The sequence below is a fragment of the Spiribacter roseus genome, from assembly GCF_002813635.1.
GTDB classification, from domain to species: Bacteria; Pseudomonadota; Gammaproteobacteria; order Nitrococcales; family Nitrococcaceae; genus Spiribacter; species Spiribacter roseus.
The window spans coordinates 896,497-912,663 of sequence record NZ_CP016382.1 but is presented as its reverse complement, the minus strand read 5'-3'; the positions used below and the strand labels follow the sequence as shown (position 1 = coordinate 912,663).

Sequence of the window (16,167 nt, the reverse complement as noted above, 5' to 3'; positions counted from 1 at the left end):
GCATAGCGGAGTCGGTGTGTATCATCGACCGGCATGACGATCGGGATCGCGGATCTCACCCTCTACGCCGGGGCGCTGCTGGTGTTGTTTCTGACACCGGGGCCGGTGTGGCTGGCGCTACTGGCGCGTACGCTCTCGGGCGGATTCGCGGCTGCGCTGCCATTGGCCCTTGGCGTGGTGGTGGGGGATCTGCTTTGGCCGTTGGCGGCCATCCATGGCCTGAGTTGGGTTGTGTCGGCCCATGATGAAACGCTGGTGATACTGCGCTGGGTCGCGGCGCTTTTATTCGCCGCGATGGGCATGCAGCTGATCCGGCACGCGGACCGGGCCATTCAGGCCGATGGCCGACTGACGCGTCCGGGTTTCTGGCCAGGCTTCAGTGCGGGGCTGGCGGCGATCCTGGGGAACCCCAAGGCGGTGCTGTTCTATCTGGGGCTGCTGCCGGGTTTTTTCGATCTTGGCACGGTAACGGCACTGGACATCAGTGTGATCGTGGTCACATCGATGGTGATTCCGTTTCTCGGCAACATGATCTTCGCGGTCGGCATCGACCGGTTGCGACGCCTGATCCAGTCGCCCGCGGCGTTGAGGCGGGTCAACCAGGTGGCGGGGCTTTTGTTGATTGCGGTGGGACTGGTCATCGGGCTGCCTTCGCTGTATGAATGACGATTCCCCTCACACAACCCAGCGGAGCAGAGACCAGCATGAGCGAGGATCCCACCGCCGGCCTTTCACAGCTTGGCAGTCAGTCGCCCATTCCAACGAACCCCGAGGAGGCGGTACTCGAGCGGGTGCCGAACCCGCAGTCCGACGTGCACTACCTGGCGCGGTTCACCGCCCCGGAGTTCACGTCGTTGTGCCCAATGACGGGGCAACCGGATTTCGCGCACCTGGTGATCGACTATGTCCCCGGGCAATGGTTAATCGAGAGCAAATCCCTCAAGCTGTTTCTTTTTGCCTTTCGTAACCACGGCGCCTTCCACGAAGACTGCACGGTCACCATTGCCCGGCGGCTCGCGGATCTTCTCGAACCGGTCTGGCTGCGGATTGGTGGTTATTGGTACCCGCGAGGCGGTATGCCGATCGATGTGTTCTATCAGACCGGGCAACCGCCGGTTGATGTCTGGATCCCCGAGCAGGGTGTCGCAGGCTACCGCGGTCGTGGTTAGCAGGGAGGGTCCGAGCGATGGATCATGAAAAGCTCGATCGCATCGTCGGCGATGCCAACCGGGCGGCCGATGCGCGCAGGCGGGGGTATCGGGAAAAGGCTCTCAAGCTCTTCCCGTGGGTGTGCGGCCGCTGCACGCGCGAGTTTACGCGGGCCAATGTCCACGAGCTCACGGTCCATCACCGCGATCATGACCACCACAACAACCCGGATGACGGCAGCAACTGGGAGCTGTTGTGCATCTACTGCCACGACAATGAGCATCAGCGTGCCCTCGAGGCGCATCACGCGCCGGGCGAGTCGGATCAGGGTTCGCCCCCGGGCACCCATTCGCCATTCGCCGATCTGAGGTCAATGTTGGATAAATGATGGATTCAACGCCGCGTATCTACTTCTACAGCGCGCAGAAATATGATCAGGCCTTTTTCGAGGCGGCCAACACCGCCCACGGCTTTGATCTGGCCTTTACCGACGCACCGCTGAATGCCGACACGGCAAGGCTCGCCGACGGCGCCGAGGTGATCTGTGCCTTCGTCAATGACACGCTGGATGCGGCCTGTCTGCGGGCGCTCGCCGACGCCGGCGTGCGCACGGTGGCGCTGCGCTGTGCGGGTTTCAATCACGTCGATCTGCCCGAGGCCAAGCGCCTGGGGCTGGCGGTGGTCTCGGTGCCGGCCTACTCCCCGGAGGCGGTCGCTGAGCATACCCTTGCGCTGATCCTCACGCTCAACCGGAACACGCATCGGGCCTATGCCCGGGTGCGCGAGGGCGACTTCAACCTCAAGGGGCTGCTGGGTTTTAACCTCAACGGCCGCACCGTCGGGCTGATTGGAACGGGCCGCATCGGCGTGGCCACCGCTCGCGTGCTGTCGGGTCTGGGGGTGGCGCTGTTGGGTTACGATGTCTACGAAAACCCGGCGTTCAAGGCGCTGGGTGGACAGTATGTGGCGCTGGACGATCTGTATGCCCGGGCCGACATCATCAGCCTCCACTGTCCGCTGACCGAGTCCAACCACTACATGATCAACGCCGAATCAATCGCGCGCATGCGCGATGGTGTGATGCTGGTGAATACCAGCCGCGGCGGGCTGGTCGACACCGAGGCGGTCATCGCCGCGCTCAAGTCAAAGAAGGTCGGCCACCTGGCCCTGGATGTCTACGAGCAGGAGAGTGACGTCTTCTTTCGCGATCTGTCTGACGAGATCCTCGCCGACGACACGCTCTCGCGCCTGCTGACATTCCCCAATGTGCTCATCACCGGCCATCAGGGTTTCTTCACCCAGGAGGCGATGACCCAGATCGCCGAGGTGACGCTGCAGAACGTTGCCGCCGTCTCCCGCGACGAGGTCTGCGACAACGAACTGACCCGACGCTTGTGAGTGGCGTTTTATGGGTCAATGGGTCGCGATTTACCCCGAAAGATCCAGTACACGCCGACGGTGTAGATCAGCACCACGGGTAACACCACCAGCCCGGCGCCGTAGAAAAGGAACTGCAGGGAGGCCGGCGGCGCGGCCGCCTGATAGAAGCGCAGGTCCCCGGGCAGGATCCACGGCCAGAAGCTGAATATGAATGCGCAGAAGGCGGCGATGAAGATCATCGCGGCCATGGGGTAGGCGAGTCGGTCCCGGCGCTGACGCACACTCAATGCGAGGCCGCCCGCACCCAACAAGACCAGCACCAGCGGCACCATCACCCACTCCGGTGAGTCGGCCCAGCGATGGCTGATGTCCATCGATCCCATCAGGGTCCAGATGAAGCTTGCCAGTACGCAGGCAACGGTGAGGACCATGAGTCGCGGCAGCCACCGATAACTCCATTCGCGCAGCCCGCCGCGGGTCTTCAGGACTAGCCAACCGGCGCCCAACAGCGCATAGCCCGCCACAAGCCCGAACCCGCCGAGCAGCGCGAAGGGCGACAGCCAATCCCAGGCGCCGCCGGCGTACTCACCGTTGCTGATGTCGATACCCTCGACCAGGGCGCCGATCGCCGTCCCCTGCACAAAGGTGGCAACCAGCGAGCCGCCACTGAAACAGCCGCTCCAGAGTCCCCGCAGGCGCCCGCTGCGGCCACGGAATTCCATGGACACGCCCCTGAGTATGAGCGCGCCCAGCAGGATGACGACGGGCAGGTAGAACGCCGAGAGGAAGATCGCATACGCCGCGGGGAAGGCCGCAAAAAGGACCGTTCCCACCACCACGAGCCAGGTCTCGTTGCCATCCCAGACCGGCTCAATGGTCTGCATCATCTGATCACGCTGGACTGGATCGGCATTGAACCCAAAGAGAATGCCCACCCCCAGATCAAAGCCATCCAGCAGCCCGTAGATGAGGATGGCGAATGCCAGTACCAGTGCCCAGAAGTGGACTAGATTGAATGCCGCGAGGGTCTGCATCAGATCCAACGGCACGCTTACACCCGCGCCGGTTCGACGATGAGACCGCGATCACCCTGATTGCTCGTCGTCTTTTCCGCACCGGGTCCGGCCCTTAGCGCCCGCCAGATGTAGTAAGTCCCGGCCGGGAAGATCAACGAGTAGAGCGTCACATAGACAAGCAGGGAGGTGAGGGCCGCGCTGGTGGTCAGCGACGGCGTCACGGCGTCGGCGGTGCGCAGCGCGCCAAACACCACCCAGGGCTGGCGCCCGATTTCGGCGGTAAACCAGCCCGCGACGATCGCGATGAAACCACTCGGAAAGCTGATCGCCGTCGCCCATAAGAACCACCGGGGCGGTGCGCGCCCTTTGTCCATGCGGGCCCGCCGCGTCAGCCAGACGCCTGACCACGACACGAACAGCATCACCAGCCCCATTCCGACCATGATCCGGAATCCATAGAAGGGGACGAGAAACGGCGGACGCTCATTGACGGGCACCGTGACAATGCCGGGCTCGCGCGAGTCAAAGGTCAGGCTGTCGAAAAAACTCCCCATGACCGGCACACCGATCTCGAAGGCATTGCGCTCAGCGGCCTCATCCGGCCAGGCAAGGAGCAGCAGCCGTGCGGGTTGTTCAGTCTGCCAACGGCCTTCGATGGCCGTGAACTTGCTCGGCTGATGGGCCTCGACATATTCACCGTTCAGATGCCCGATCACCAGCTGCAGGGGGATCAGTACCGCGGCCAACCCCAGCCCCATCCGCAGCATGACGCGTGCCCCCTCGGCGTGTCGGTGGCGCAGGGTGTACCAGGCACCGGTCGCCGCCACGCAGAACGCGGTGGTCAGATAGGCGGCCAGAATCATGTGCGGGAAGCGGACCCACAGGACTTCGCTGGAAAATATGGCGCCCCAGTCGGTGGGCACGAACTGGTTGCCCTGCATGGCGTAGCCGACCGGTACCTGCATCCACGTGTTGTTGGCGAGTATCCAGAACGAGGACACGGTGGTGCCGATCGCCACCATCAGACACGAGAAGAAGTACACGCCACGCGAGACACGCTGACGGCCGAAGACCATGACACCGAAGAACGTCGCCTCGAGCAGGAACGCGGTAAACGATTCGTACGCCAGCAGGGGGCCCTGAATGGGACCGGTGCGGGCGGACAGGGCACTCCAGTTGGTGCCGAACTGGAACGCCATGACGATGCCGGAGACGACCCCCATGACGAAGGCGATCACAAAGATCCTGAGCCAGAAATCGAACAGTTCACGATAGATCGGCCGCGACGTGGCGAGCGACAGCCCCTCCAGCGTCGCGAGCCACGCCGCCAACCCGATCGTGAAGGACGGGAAGATGATGTGGAACGTCATCGTGAACGCAAACTGGATCCGGGACAGGATCAGTGGATCGAGTTCCATACGCGGGTGCCCTAGTTCTCCAGCAGCTCGTACTGGGTTGGATTATCGGCGCACAGGCCCAGCTCGCACTCGGCGAAGGTCGATGCGGCATTGGCGACGACGATGAGGCTGAACAGGCCGAATGCCAGCAATGCAAGCCCGGTCGGGTGGGTGCTGCGCCGCTCGCTGGTGGTTCGGAATCCGCCATCGATGAGCAGCATCACCGCCGATCCCAGCACGATCAGGCCAAACAGCAGCGCGGCCCAGGTGTAGAAGTGCAGGCCGATGAACGCATCACCGTAGCTGCCGGTGCCGGGAGCGATGTGCAGAAAGATCTGGCGGACGGCGACGGCGAATCCGGCGAGTGCGCCCAGGATCACGAGGCCATAGTGCCGCGCCCGCTGCCCGTGAAACAGGTTGAGGACCAGGCCGAATCCCGCGAGGGCGAACCCGGCGCGCTGCAGCAGGCACAGCGGACAGGGCAGATCATCGTTGATTAGCTGATCGGTGAATGCGAACCCCAGCACGATGGTGATCGCGATCAATCCCAGGGCATTGAGGTTTTTTGAGAGTGACTCTGTCATTTCGCGACCCCTAGAAGTTGAGATTGAGCTTGTCGGTTGCATGGACGTTCAGCAGGTAGAGCGTCCAGAGCAGACCGACCCCCCAGGTCGCGTGTGCCAGCGCGGGCCTGTCGAAAAAGACCAGCGCGAGCGCGATGGCAACGAGTAGAAAAGGCAGGACCATCATGAATGCGATTCCCCTTTTTTATGGTCGATACGGCGCAGATTAGTAATACCCGTTTGTACCCATCGAAGCCAGAAAAATACGGTGAAATTTACTGACAAATCCTGACGGCGGTCGCCGCCCGTCAGCACTCGCGACAGCCACGATGGGCGGTGGTAGTCTCAGAACCGATCCCCTTCCAAACCAATAGAGGTCGCCATGCTCGACAAGGTCAAAGCGTCCGGATACCGCAGTGTCGTCGTGAACGAGTACACCAACAGCGTCATCGATCCCGAGGCCCGCATGCTCGGTCCGGTCGAGGATGGTGGCACCATCATCGCCAATACGGCGCCCGGCTGCTGGGGCCCAATGATCACGCCAAGCCTGCGGGGCGGGCACGAGGTCACCCGCCCCGTCGAGGTTGTCGGTGCTCGAGTGGGAGACGGGCTTGTGGTGCGTATCCGCGACATCACCGTCACCTCGCTGGCAACCGCGTCGGGCCACGACAGTTCGCCCGAGGGGTTCTGCCTGGGTGATCCCTACGTCGCCGCCCGCTGTCCGCAGTGCGACACCCTCTGGCCGGCGACGCATATCGAGGGGATCGGACAGGACTCGGTGCGCTGTGATGCCTGCAATCAGCCGGTAAAACCCTTCGAGATCGTCCATGGCTATACCGTCGCCTTTGATGACAGCCGCCATGTGGGCGTGACCCTGCCCCCGGCCGCCGCCGAAACGGTGGGTCACGATGCGGATCATTATGCGGCGCTACCGGATGGCAGCCATCAGCACTCCGTGCTCCATTACGCCCCGGCTGACATGCCGGCGACGCTCATCCGTATGCGTCCATTCCTCGGCCAGCTTGGGAGCTGCCCCTCACGGGCGCTGCCAGACAGTCACAACGCCGGCGATTTCGGGGCCTTTCTGGTGGGCGCGCCCCATGATTACTCGATCACCCAGGCGGAGCTGGTCGAGCACAAGACCGACGGCCACCTCGACATTGATGCGGTGCGGGCTGGCGCGATCCTGGTGGCGCCGGTGAAGGTCAACGGGGGCGGGCTCTATCTGGGGGACATGCATGCCGGACAGGGCGATGGCGAAATCGCCGGTCACACCATGGACGTGGCGGGAAGCGTCACGCTGCAGGTGGAGGTGCTGAAAGACTACCCCATCGATGGTCCGGTCCTCTTTCCGCTGGTTGAAGACCTGCCGCCCATGGCCCGGCCATTCAGCGACGAGGAAAAGGCGAGGGGAGAGCGGCTGGCCAACCGCTGGGGCACTGGGCCCATCGAACCGACCGCACCCATCTCGGTGATTGGCACGGCCGCCAACCTCAACGACGCCATTGATAACGGGCTGGAACGCGCGGCCCGACTGCTCAGGTTGTCCGTGCCCGAGGTGCGCAACCGCGCCACCGTCAACGGCGCCATCGAGATCGGTCGGGCGCCCGGGGTGATTCAGGTGACCTTTCTGGCGCCGCTGGCGCGACTGGATGCGGTGGGTCTGGGTGACTATGCCCGCGAGCAGTATGGTCTGGAGTGAACATGTCGAGTGTCGCCATTATCGGTAACGGCATCGCCGGCGCGTCGGTGGCGCGCCGGCTGGCCCTCACCAGGCCCGATGCCTTCAGCCCGATCAGCCTGTATGAAATCGGTCGCGGCCCCGGTGGCCGGGCCGCCACCCGTCGAACGCGGTCGATTCCCGAGCTGCGCATCAACCACGGGGCCCCTTATGCGGATATCTCAACCCGCACGGGACGGGAGATGCTGGCATCTCTGGGCGATGCCACGACGGCCTATACGGGGCCACGATGCACCCTGGATGGAGCGACCGGCGCTGTTGCGCCGCGCCGGCAGGAGCCTGGCACGGCTCTGATCACGGGCCGGGATGGCGAGATGGCGAACATCGCCGGCGATCTGCTGCGTGATGACGAAAACCGTCTGCTCGCACCCGTCACGACGCATTACTCGAGCATGGTCAGGGGCCTCAGTCGTGGTCGGGCGTCTGACGATCCGTGGGTGCTGTCGGATAAAAACGGCGAGGAGATCGGACGGGCCGACTGGCTGATCGCGGCCGGCAGTGGCATCGCCCATCCGCGCTGGTCGGCGACGTTCGGCGGCGAGCCGCCGCTGGTCGGGGCTGCCTCCGACCTGGGGGATGCGCGGCTGAACGACGCCCTCGAGGTGGTGGCCCAGCAGACGGCGGCGCCGGTGCTGACGGTCCTGCTGTACTGCACGGGCGACCTCGCCGCCCAATGGCAGAGCCTGGCGTTCAGGGACGCAGTGGTCGCCGATCACGCGGTGCTCTCGAAAATCTCCATCCAGCCCTGTGGTGAGGCGCGCTGTGCGGTGGTGCTGCACTCCACCGACGACTATGCCGCGGGCAACGCAGGCGTGCACGGGAGCTCGTCGAGTGCCGCGCGGGTGGGCGACGCGTCCTCGGATACTGCCCGGGAAGCCGCGATCATCGAGGAAATGCTCGTCGCGCTTGATGGCATTCCCGGTCTGCCGGCTGCCAGCAACGCCGACTACGCCTTCGGCCCGCTGCTGCATCGCTGGGGGAATGCCTTTCCGCAGGGCGAGCCACTGCCGCAGGCCTTGGCGGTGTGCCCCGACGCCCGTGTGGCGTTCTGTGGGGATTACGTCCGCACCGACACGCGAATGGGCAGCTGCGAGTCGGCGTTGGTGTCCGGTGTCGAAGTCGCCGATGCGATGGTCGGCACTTGCTCGCGCTAGTGCTGCGAGGCGCCTGCCTTGGGGTCGTCATACGCGGCCATGGCGTCCATGAGAAGGGCGCCCTGGCCCTCGGGGTGACGGACCGCGACCTCGGCGCCGTTGCGACGGAGCTTGCCGACCACACGATCCACCGCCCCGACCGCGGAACTGTCCCAGAGGGTCGTGTGGGTGAGGTCGATGGTGACCTGCGGTACGTCGGCGGCAAAATCGAACCCTGAGAGGAAGTTGTCCACCGCCACAAAAAACAGCACACCGTTGACATGATAGACACGGTGTTGGCCATCGTCGCTGTCCTTACAGGTGACGGTGATCTGTCGGGCCAGCTTACGCACAAAGAACACCGCGCTCAGCAGGACACCGGCCAGCACGCCCTTGGCGAGGTCATGGGTGAGGACAACGGTGGCGACGGTGACGATCAGCACAAAGGCGTCGGTCCGGGGCATTCTGCGGAGCATGCCAAAGGTACTCCAGTCGAAGGTGCCGATGGACACCATGATCATCACTGAGACCAACGCCGGCATCGGGATCATCGAGACGAGGTCCCCGAAGAAAACGATGAAACAGAGCAGATACACCCCGGCAGCGAGACTGGAAAGCCGTCCGCGCCCGCCGGACTTAACGTTGATGATCGACTGACCGATCATTGCACAGGCCGCCATGCCGCCGAACAGCCCGGTGACGCAGTTGCCGATGCCCTGGCCGATGCACTCGCGGTTTTTCTTGCTTGGTGTGTCGGTGAGATCGTCGACGATCGAGGCGGTGAGCAGTGACTCGAGCAGCCCGACGATGGTGAGGGTCAGCGCGGTCGGCAGGATGATCTGAAGGGTCTCGAGGTTCATCGGCACCATGGGGATCCCGAATACCGGTAACCCGCTCGGCAGTTCACCCATATCGCCGACGGTATTCAGGGGCATGTCCAGGAAGTACGCCACGCCGGTGAGCGTGACGATGGTGACAAGCGCCGGGGGAACGGTCCGGTTGATGTACGGGAACAGATACAGAATGGCGAGTCCGCCGATCACCATCACATAGGTGGGTGTACCGTGGCCGACGAAATGTGGCACCTGGGCCATGAAGATCAGGATGGCCAGTGCGTTGACGAACCCCTGCATGACCGTGCGCGGGATGAACATCATGTACCGCGCGAGCCTCAGCCGACCGAAGACCATCTGCAGCACGCCCGTGAGTATTGTCGCGGCAAACAGGTATTCGACACCGTGCTCGGCGACCAGGGTGATCATGACCAGTGCCATGGCCCCGGTGGCGGCCGATATCATGCCGGGTCGTCCACCGGTGAACGCGATGACCACGGCCATTGAGAACGAGGCGTAAAGCCCGACGGCAGGATCGACGCCGGCGATGATCGAAAAGGCGATCGCCTCCGGAATCAGTGCGAGGGCCACGACGATGCCGGCGACAAGGTCGCCGCGCACGTTCGAAAACCAGCTGCGGCGAAGCGTCGCCCAATAGTCCGTCGCTCGATCAACCAAGTCGCTCGTTCCTTAATACTGCCGGTGAGGCCATCCGCGGGCGGGAGGTCGGGTAAGCTACGGCAGTTGCTGCACCGCGGCAAGTGGCGATGGGCGATGATGCGTGGTGCATCGAGATTTCCGTTACCATGCAGCCTCATCGATCAACAGGCTGAGGAGCCATGCAGCAGCGCATTCTGGTACCGGTCAACTTCACAACCGCTTCGGCGCGGGCGCTTGCGGTCACGCGGGCCTATCACCCCGGCGCGGTCATCCGCCTGCTCTACGTGGTCAATCCGAGTGATATCGCTTCGGCGACGGCCAATCCCGTCATTAATCCGACCCACGCGCGGGATGAGCGCAGCAAGGCCGAAGATGAGGCCAGTCGCAGGCTCGCGACCTGGCAGCGCGATGATGAGGAGCAGGCCGTTGCGGTGGGCAACCCGGCGGAGACCATCAGTGATCAGGCCAAACAATGGAAGGCCGATCTGATTGCCATGGGCACGCGCAGCCGGACCGGGTTTCAGCAATTCCTGCACGGCTCGGCGACGGAATGGCTCGTCCGGCATGCCGATCAGCCGATTCTGGTCGTGCACGATGTGGATCTAGCCGAGGAGCAGAAACGCCATCTGCCCCCGGTGGGAGACAACCCCGCCTGAGGCGGGGCTGCGGCTTTTATAGCGAAAAGCCGCCGTCGACGGCCATCGCCTGCCCCGTGACATGCTGGGCGGTCGCCAGATACACGGCGAGCTGGCCCATGTCCTCAGGGGTCTGGGCCTCACCCTGCGGGAGCAATGTTTTCTGGTGGCGCTCCCAGGATTCGGCCTCGGTTTCGCCTTCGTGGCGCCAGCGGCCGGCAAGGCCGTCCTCGCCGCGCCACATGCCGGTCCCGACAATGCCCGGGCACAGGGCATTCACCGTCACTCCCTCGGCGGCGACCTCCTTGGCGATCGCGTTGGTGAAGCCGATGACGGCGAACTTCGACGCGGTGTAGTGGGACAGGTCCGGGAAGCCGACCTTGCCGGCGATCGAGGCCACATTGATGATGCGACCAAAGCGCCGCGGCCGCATGACGGCCAGCTCCGCCTGCGAGCAGAGGAATACGCCCTTCGCATTGACCTTCATGATCCAGTCCCAGTCATCAATGGAGAGTTCGTCGACCGAACCAATGCTGAGAACCCCGGCGTTGTTGACGGCAATATCCAGTTGTCCCGCCTGCGCGACCACGCTGTCAATCAGCTCATTGACCGATTCCGGGTCGGACACGTCGACCTGGAAAGCACCGCTGCGCCGGCCGGTCTCTTCAACCCGGGTGGCGGTTTCCCGGGCAATCTCGATATCGAGATCCGCGATCATCACGTCGGCGCCGGCATTGGCCAGTGCGATGGCGATCCCTTCGCCGATTCCGCGTCCACCGCCGGTGACCAGTGCCGTCTTTCCTTCCAGTTCCATGGGTCTTCTCCTCTATTGAGGTGAAATAAACCGTAATGCATGCAGGCTAAAAGGCGGGTCCGCGGTCGATCAATACCGTTATCCAAGTGAGTTGTTAAATCCGGGCAATCAATCCAGTGTATGGCGACATGGATGGCCTTTAGCAGAAATTTTCAGGGAAGATGGGTATGACTGACACAGACATGGCTGATTCACTGAGTCGCTGTATCGCGCAGTCGGAATATCCCGTCTGTACCGCCAGGCTCGTTCCGGAACAACCCGGGCCGGTGGTCAGCGATCTGAACAGGGCTTTTGCGCGTCTCACCGGCTGTTCGCGTGCACAGCTGCTGGGGACCCGGCCTGTGCCGTCTCTGGCGCCTCTGGGCGAGCCCGCGCTGATCGACGCCCTGAAGGCCAATCTAAGCACCGATACCCCCTGCGTTGCCGTCGTCTGGGGCCTCCGGCGCGATGGCATCGCCTATCAGGTGAGATGGAGCGTCCTGCCATTCTCCGCCTCGGGCGGCGATGTCGATCACCTTGTCTGGATGCATAGCGATGTCGATCCAGCCCTTGCGGCGCGGCAATCGCTGCTGGATGAAACGCAGAGACTCCAGGCCCTGATTGAATCGGCCGTCGTCCCGCGGTCGCCGGGGGCCGGCGATGCGGCGCCAAGGCCGCAACCGGCCACCGGGTCAACCGGCGATGCAGTCCCGCTCGCGGCCGGCCGCCCCGGGGCGGGTGTCGCGTTCATCGATCATCAGCGGCGCATTAAGCGGGTCGACGCCGCCCTTGAGGCAATCCTGGGGCGATCGGCGGAGGAGATGATCGATCAAGATATTGAGCGCTTCTACACCCTACGGGGGGAGTTCGACCGGGATCCATCCATCTATCGCGCGGTGTTTGAGGCCTCCCGCGATGCGGTGATGTTGATGGCCGCGGAAGGGTATTTCATGGCCGTCAATCCCGCGGCGCTGGCCCTCTTCGAAGTCCATGACTCCGGGCAGTTCCTTCGTGGCTATGCGACGCCTGCTGCCCTATCGCCCACGACCCAGCCTGATGGCGAACCCTCCGCCGACGCCACGCAGCGTTGGACTCAACATGCCCTTGACTGCGGCCAGTCGCTGTTCGAGTGGTATCACGAAACGGCGACGGGCCGTGTGTTCCCGGCGGAAGTCCAGCTGAGCCGGATTGATCTGGATGATGATGTGATTGTCCAAATGATGGTGCGTGATATTTCTGAGAAAAAGGCTGCCATTAAGGCGCTTCAGCAGGCACGCGGTCAGACCGAGGCTTACTTCCATACGGCGCCGGTCATGATCCTTTTCATGGATATCACCGGAGCGATCACCGAAATCAATGAATACGGTTGTGAGCTGATCGGCCTCCCGCGTGAAGCGATCGTTGGCACACGATGGTTTGATGCCTTTCTGCCGGCGGAAGAAAAATCACGCCTTGAGGGAGTTTTCGCGGCGTTGCGGCGAGGAGATACCCAACAAACGGAATACCATGAAAATCACATTGTGACGGCGAAAGGCGAAAAACGGGTCATCGCTTTTCGTAACGCCCCGTTCAGGGACACCACCGGTCAGGTTACCGGCATACTCGCCTCAGGCGTCGATATCACGCGGCAGCGCGAAGCGGAGGCTCACCTTGAATACCGGGCGGCCCACGATGAACTGACCGGGGTCTGGAACCGGTGGCGGATGACGGAGCTTCTGAACGCGGAGATGCAGCGCGTTCAACGGCATGGTGGGGTGTTCAGCCTGATTCTGTTCGACGTGGATCATTTCAAGTGGGTTAACGACCAATACGGCCATGCGGCCGGCGATACCGTACTGAAGACGCTGGCGGTACTTGTCAGTCAGCGGCTTCGCCGGGTTGATGCCCTTGCGCGGTGGGGTGGGGAGGAGTTTCTCGTTCTGCTGCCCGCCACGGATGAGGCGAGTGGTTACAAGGTAGCAGAAGCCCTGCGATGCGGTGTTGAAGGCGCTGACCTCGGTGTGCCAACACCAGTGACCATCAGTCTGGGCGTCGTTGATTGTGACGGTCACGAGACGCTACGAGCACTCATAAAACGCGTGGACGACTGCATGTACGCCGGCAAACGGGCGGGCCGCAACCGGACGGTGCAACAGGAGGCCCGACCGGATTAACGCCGCGGCTGTATGAAAAGCCCCTGGGCAGGTGTAGCGTCATGGCGATCTGACCAAAGACAACGGAGTATCGATGTCTGAAAACGTGTTAATCGTCCTTACCTCGCACGATCAGCTGGGCGATACCGGGAAAAAAACCGGCTTCTGGCTCGAGGAACTGGCCGCGCCCTACTATGTGCTCAAGGATGCGGGCGTCTCCCTGACGCTGGCCTCGCCCATGGGCGGCCAGCCGCCGGTGGATCCGTCCAGCGACGCCGAGGAGAGTCATACCGAGGCCACGCGGCGTTTCGAATCCGACGCTGAGGCTCAGGCGGCACTGGCCAGCACGCATCGCCTCAGTGAGATGACTGCCGATGACTTTGACGCCGTGTTCTACCCCGGGGGCCACGGCCCGCTGTGGGACCTGGCTGAAGATGCCGACTCGATCCGTCTGATCGAGACCTTCATCACCCAGGGTAAGCCGGTGGCGAGCGTCTGCCACGCACCGATCGTGCTCGTTGGCGCCCGGACCGAGGCGGGTGAGCCGCTCGTAAAGGGGCGCGAGGTGACGGGCTTCACCAATGGCGAGGAAGCTGCGGTGGGCCTGACCGACGTCGTGCCTCATCGGGTGGAGGACGCCCTGCAGGCCTGCGGTGCCGACTACGCCAAGGCGGATGACTTCGCGCCCTACGTGCGTGTGGATGGACAACTGATCACTGGTCAGAACCCGCCGTCCTCCGCACCGACCGCACAGGCGCTGCTGGAGTGGCTCGGGAAGCGGTAGGCGGCATGAAGGCGCGATGAGGGATGCCCATGCGTCGACGAACGAAAACCTGCGCCGAGTGTGACCGCCCCGGGGATGTCCTCTACCGGTGTCGCTACGGCGCAGGCTCCGACTGGGTTTTTGTCTGCGGGGCCTGTCTGAAAACGATCAAGCCGATGCATCCCGACTCGTATCAGTATGGCGGAACCTGGAAGAGCCGAAAGCGGTGAAAAGGCCCTCGGATAGTCACCTAAGCTTTCCTTCATAACAAAACAGTCAAGATAGACAGCTCAGGACTCGATCCAGGCGGCCGTTGACATAACGCGACCAAGGAGCCTGTTTGAGTCCCTACTTCGCATCCTTCAAGACTCGCACGAGCTCGGGAATGTCATCTTGAATGATGCTCCAGAGGGTGTCTTGATCTATACCCAGATAGCCATGTATCACGCGGTTACGAGTGGCAATGATCATTCGCCACGGGATTTGCGGGCGATCGGTGCGAATTTCATGAGGTACATGCCTGGCGGCTTCCCCAATCAATTCGAGATTCCTTAATGTTGCGTCATAGGTTATACCGCTGGCTACAAAACTTTCTTGGTCCAGGCCATCGGTGTACGCGAGTACTTTCTCGGCGAACTCAGTCATGTCGTCCAGATAAAAACGCCATTGACGTTGCCCGCCTTCAGACATTGACTCGCTCGTGCTCAATAAATGGACGGAGCTCTGGGCGAAGTGCCTTTTCTGTCACTAAGTCGACTGGGCAGTCGAGGAGGTCCTCCAAGTAGAACTGCACGCCAAAGTAGCGTTTAGAGGTAGCCGGACCATCGAAGGCAACCAGTACGTCTACATCGCTGCCAACGTTCGTGGCGTCTCGGGCGGTTGATCCGAAAAGCGCGAGCCGAGTGACACCGAAACGAGCTTCGAGCTCAGGCTTGCTCTGTTTCAATAGCTCGAGTGCGCGGTGTTTGTTCATTGTTCTTCCTTAGACGGTGTCTTGATACCGCAAACTAACACTCTCTCAGCCGCCAATAAAAAACCCCGCCGCAGCGGGGTTCCAAGTGTTGGTGGAGACGGCGGGAATCGAACCCGCGTCCGAAGGACCTCCACTACAGGGTCTACATGCTTAGCGCCGTCTTTAGTTTTAGCAGCCACCGACCCAACGGCCAGGGTCTGGTTGCCGCGATCCCGTCAGGTTTCGCCGCGCGGGTCCGGGCTCCCCGCGGGGCTAGCCTGTGTAATATGCCTGTCCGACACCCAACCACAGGCGATCAAGTGTGGACAGCTCACGGGTGTTTAGGCCGCGAGAGCGAAGTTGTCGTCGTTGGCAACTATCTTTTTTGTCACGTTTTTAACGAGGTTGAGTGACATCCCCGACATGCACCTGGAGCTTTGCGACCTTCGTCGAAGCCATGTCGTCCCCAGATATGTGAGTAGACAGGGTAGCGGTTGCGGAGTTCCGGGGGAAGGGCCGGCGGCTAGACGCGGTGCTTGAGCAGGCGTTCCTTCTCGCGCTGCCAGTCGCGTTCCTTCTTATCGGCGCGCTTGTCATGCTGTTTTTTGCCCTTCGCAAGCCCGATGGTCAGCTTTGCGCGGCCACGCGACCAGTGCATATCCAACGGCACCACCGTGTATCCACGCTGCTCGGTCGCGCCGACAAGCTTCGCCAGCTCCTTTTGGTGCAGCAACAGCTTGCGCGTTCGGGTGGGGTCGGGGTGGATGTGCGTGGACGCGGTTGGCAGCGGCGGCAGGTTGCAGCCGATCAGATAGGCTTCGCCATTGCGGATGAAGACATACGCCTCGGTCAGATTGGCGCGTCCGGCCCGCAGGCTCTTGACCTCCCAGCCTTCGAGCACGAGCCCTGCCTCGAAGCGCTCTTCGATGAAGAACTCGAACCGCGCCCTTCGATTGACGACGATGGACGAGCCGCCGTCACCGGGTTTCTTTTTGCCTGATTTCTTACTCACCCACACAG

At 62.7% G+C, this 16,167-nt stretch carries 18 protein-coding genes and 1 other RNA gene; 9 read left to right on the top strand and 10 right to left on the bottom strand.

Going from position 1 to position 16,167, the window contains the following annotated elements:
* Positions 1-33 precede the first annotated feature (33 nt).
* Genes BBH56_RS04540 through BBH56_RS04525 form a run of 4 tightly spaced genes read left to right on the top strand, consistent with a single transcriptional unit; the run spans position 34 to position 2,547 of the window.
* Positions 34-666, top strand: coding sequence for a LysE family translocator (locus tag BBH56_RS04540; RefSeq protein WP_144348341.1), 633 nt, complete (start codon positions 34-36; stop codon positions 664-666).
* 38 nt (positions 667-704) lie between these two features.
* Positions 705-1,169 (top strand): preQ(1) synthase, encoded by a 465-nt coding sequence (gene queF / locus BBH56_RS04535; RefSeq protein WP_144348340.1) that lies wholly within the window; start codon positions 705-707, stop codon positions 1,167-1,169.
* 17 nt (positions 1,170-1,186) lie between these two features.
* On the top strand, positions 1,187-1,537 hold the full coding sequence (locus BBH56_RS04530) for a YajD family HNH nuclease (protein ID WP_110882699.1): 351 nt from the start codon (positions 1,187-1,189) through the stop codon (positions 1,535-1,537).
* Positions 1,534-2,547 (top strand): 2-hydroxyacid dehydrogenase, encoded by a 1,014-nt coding sequence (locus BBH56_RS04525; protein WP_198515264.1) that lies wholly within the window; start codon positions 1,534-1,536, stop codon positions 2,545-2,547. Before BBH56_RS04530 ends, BBH56_RS04525 begins: the two co-directional genes overlap by 4 nt.
* An 8-nt stretch (positions 2,548-2,555) precedes the next feature.
* On the opposite strand, the gene cydB is transcribed toward BBH56_RS04525, so the two are convergent.
* Genes cydB through BBH56_RS09595 form a run of 4 tightly spaced genes read right to left on the bottom strand, consistent with a single transcriptional unit; the run spans position 2,556 to position 5,692 of the window.
* Complete coding sequence (gene cydB / locus BBH56_RS04520) at positions 2,556-3,578, bottom strand: cytochrome d ubiquinol oxidase subunit II (RefSeq protein ID WP_198515263.1); 1,023 nt, start codon at positions 3,576-3,578, stop codon at positions 2,556-2,558.
* A 2-nt stretch (positions 3,579-3,580) separates the two neighbouring features.
* A complete protein-coding gene (locus tag BBH56_RS04515; protein ID WP_148122087.1) occupies positions 3,581-4,963 on the bottom strand; it encodes a cytochrome ubiquinol oxidase subunit I in 1,383 nt (460 codons plus the stop codon).
* Between the two features lie 11 nt (positions 4,964-4,974).
* Entirely contained in the window at positions 4,975-5,526 is a 552-nt protein-coding gene (locus BBH56_RS04510) for a disulfide bond formation protein B (RefSeq protein ID WP_186295116.1), read from the bottom strand.
* 10 nt (positions 5,527-5,536) lie between these two features.
* Positions 5,537-5,692: a DUF5993 family protein gene (locus BBH56_RS09595; protein ID WP_157809091.1), complete on the bottom strand. Its 156-nt coding sequence runs from the start codon at positions 5,690-5,692 to the stop codon at positions 5,537-5,539.
* Between the two features lie 195 nt (positions 5,693-5,887).
* Here BBH56_RS09595 and BBH56_RS04505 point away from each other — a divergent pair, with 195 nt between their 5' ends.
* Both BBH56_RS04505 and BBH56_RS04500 read left to right on the top strand, forming a co-directional pair.
* A complete protein-coding gene (locus tag BBH56_RS04505) occupies positions 5,888-7,207 on the top strand; it encodes an acetamidase/formamidase family protein (RefSeq protein WP_148122085.1) in 1,320 nt (439 codons plus the stop codon).
* A 2-nt stretch (positions 7,208-7,209) separates the two neighbouring features.
* Entirely contained in the window at positions 7,210-8,400 is a 1,191-nt protein-coding gene (locus BBH56_RS04500; RefSeq protein WP_148122084.1) for an NAD(P)-binding protein, read from the top strand.
* Here BBH56_RS04500 and BBH56_RS04495 read toward each other — a convergent pair.
* Positions 8,397-9,890, bottom strand: coding sequence for a SulP family inorganic anion transporter (locus BBH56_RS04495; protein WP_148122083.1), 1,494 nt, complete (start codon positions 9,888-9,890; stop codon positions 8,397-8,399). The genes BBH56_RS04500 and BBH56_RS04495 overlap by 4 nt on opposite strands.
* Before the next feature lie 161 nt (positions 9,891-10,051).
* Here BBH56_RS04495 and BBH56_RS04490 point away from each other — a divergent pair, with 161 nt between their 5' ends.
* The gene (locus tag BBH56_RS04490; protein ID WP_144348334.1) at positions 10,052-10,528 is read left to right on the top strand and encodes a universal stress protein; all 477 of its coding nucleotides are present in this window, start codon (positions 10,052-10,054) and stop codon (positions 10,526-10,528) included.
* A gap of 16 nt (positions 10,529-10,544) precedes the next feature.
* On the opposite strand, the gene BBH56_RS04485 is transcribed toward BBH56_RS04490, so the two are convergent.
* Entirely contained in the window at positions 10,545-11,321 is a 777-nt protein-coding gene (locus BBH56_RS04485; RefSeq protein WP_148122082.1) for an SDR family NAD(P)-dependent oxidoreductase, read from the bottom strand.
* A gap of 167 nt (positions 11,322-11,488) precedes the next feature.
* Between BBH56_RS04485 and BBH56_RS04480 the strand changes: the two genes are divergently transcribed.
* On the top strand, positions 11,489-13,453 hold the full coding sequence (locus tag BBH56_RS04480; protein ID WP_198515262.1) for a sensor domain-containing diguanylate cyclase: 1,965 nt from the start codon (positions 11,489-11,491) through the stop codon (positions 13,451-13,453).
* 73 nt (positions 13,454-13,526) lie between these two features.
* A complete protein-coding gene (locus BBH56_RS04475; RefSeq protein ID WP_144348331.1) occupies positions 13,527-14,216 on the top strand; it encodes a type 1 glutamine amidotransferase domain-containing protein in 690 nt (229 codons plus the stop codon).
* 327 nt (positions 14,217-14,543) lie between these two features.
* Here the strand turns inward: BBH56_RS04475 and BBH56_RS04465 are convergent, their stop codons facing one another.
* From BBH56_RS04465 to smpB, 4 genes are all read right to left on the bottom strand, one after another.
* On the bottom strand, positions 14,544-14,885 hold the full coding sequence (locus BBH56_RS04465; RefSeq protein ID WP_148122080.1) for a HepT-like ribonuclease domain-containing protein: 342 nt from the start codon (positions 14,883-14,885) through the stop codon (positions 14,544-14,546).
* Positions 14,878-15,168 carry a nucleotidyltransferase family protein gene (locus BBH56_RS04460; protein ID WP_110882715.1) on the bottom strand — a complete coding sequence of 97 codons (291 nt, stop codon included), beginning with the start codon at positions 15,166-15,168 and terminating at the stop codon, positions 14,878-14,880. The genes BBH56_RS04465 and BBH56_RS04460 overlap by 8 nt, the downstream gene beginning before the upstream one ends.
* 89 nt (positions 15,169-15,257) lie before the next feature.
* Positions 15,258-15,615, bottom strand: a transfer-messenger RNA (tmRNA) gene (gene ssrA / locus BBH56_RS04455).
* 55 nt (positions 15,616-15,670) lie between these two features.
* Positions 15,671-16,159, bottom strand: coding sequence for an SsrA-binding protein SmpB (gene smpB, locus BBH56_RS04450; RefSeq protein WP_110882891.1), 489 nt, complete (start codon positions 16,157-16,159; stop codon positions 15,671-15,673).
* Positions 16,160-16,167 lie beyond the last annotated feature (8 nt).

What these genes read in the sequence shown, in the direction of transcription:
- BBH56_RS04460 (WP_110882715.1), bottom strand. Translation starts at nt 15,168, where the DNA reads ATGAACAAACACCGCGCACTCGAGCTATTGAAACAGAGCAAGCCTGAG.
- BBH56_RS04505 (WP_148122085.1), top strand. Translation starts at nt 5,888, where the DNA reads ATGCTCGACAAGGTCAAAGCGTCCGGATACCGCAGTGTCGTCGTGAAC.
- BBH56_RS04500 (WP_148122084.1), top strand. Translation starts at nt 7,210, where the DNA reads ATGTCGAGTGTCGCCATTATCGGTAACGGCATCGCCGGCGCGTCGGTG.
- BBH56_RS04490 (WP_144348334.1), top strand. Translation starts at nt 10,052, where the DNA reads ATGCAGCAGCGCATTCTGGTACCGGTCAACTTCACAACCGCTTCGGCG.
- BBH56_RS04540 (WP_144348341.1), top strand. Translation starts at nt 34, where the DNA reads ATGACGATCGGGATCGCGGATCTCACCCTCTACGCCGGGGCGCTGCTG.
- BBH56_RS04525 (WP_198515264.1), top strand. Translation starts at nt 1,534, where the DNA reads ATGATGGATTCAACGCCGCGTATCTACTTCTACAGCGCGCAGAAATAT.
- BBH56_RS04485 (WP_148122082.1), bottom strand. Translation starts at nt 11,321, where the DNA reads ATGGAACTGGAAGGAAAGACGGCACTGGTCACCGGCGGTGGACGCGGA.
- BBH56_RS04510 (WP_186295116.1), bottom strand. Translation starts at nt 5,526, where the DNA reads ATGACAGAGTCACTCTCAAAAAACCTCAATGCCCTGGGATTGATCGCG.
- BBH56_RS04475 (WP_144348331.1), top strand. Translation starts at nt 13,527, where the DNA reads ATGTCTGAAAACGTGTTAATCGTCCTTACCTCGCACGATCAGCTGGGC.
- BBH56_RS09595 (WP_157809091.1), bottom strand. Translation starts at nt 5,692, where the DNA reads ATGATGGTCCTGCCTTTTCTACTCGTTGCCATCGCGCTCGCGCTGGTC.
- BBH56_RS04480 (WP_198515262.1), top strand. Translation starts at nt 11,489, where the DNA reads ATGACTGACACAGACATGGCTGATTCACTGAGTCGCTGTATCGCGCAG.
- queF (WP_144348340.1), top strand. Translation starts at nt 705, where the DNA reads ATGAGCGAGGATCCCACCGCCGGCCTTTCACAGCTTGGCAGTCAGTCG.
- BBH56_RS04530 (WP_110882699.1), top strand. Translation starts at nt 1,187, where the DNA reads ATGGATCATGAAAAGCTCGATCGCATCGTCGGCGATGCCAACCGGGCG.
- BBH56_RS04515 (WP_148122087.1), bottom strand. Translation starts at nt 4,963, where the DNA reads ATGGAACTCGATCCACTGATCCTGTCCCGGATCCAGTTTGCGTTCACG.
- BBH56_RS04465 (WP_148122080.1), bottom strand. Translation starts at nt 14,885, where the DNA reads ATGTCTGAAGGCGGGCAACGTCAATGGCGTTTTTATCTGGACGACATG.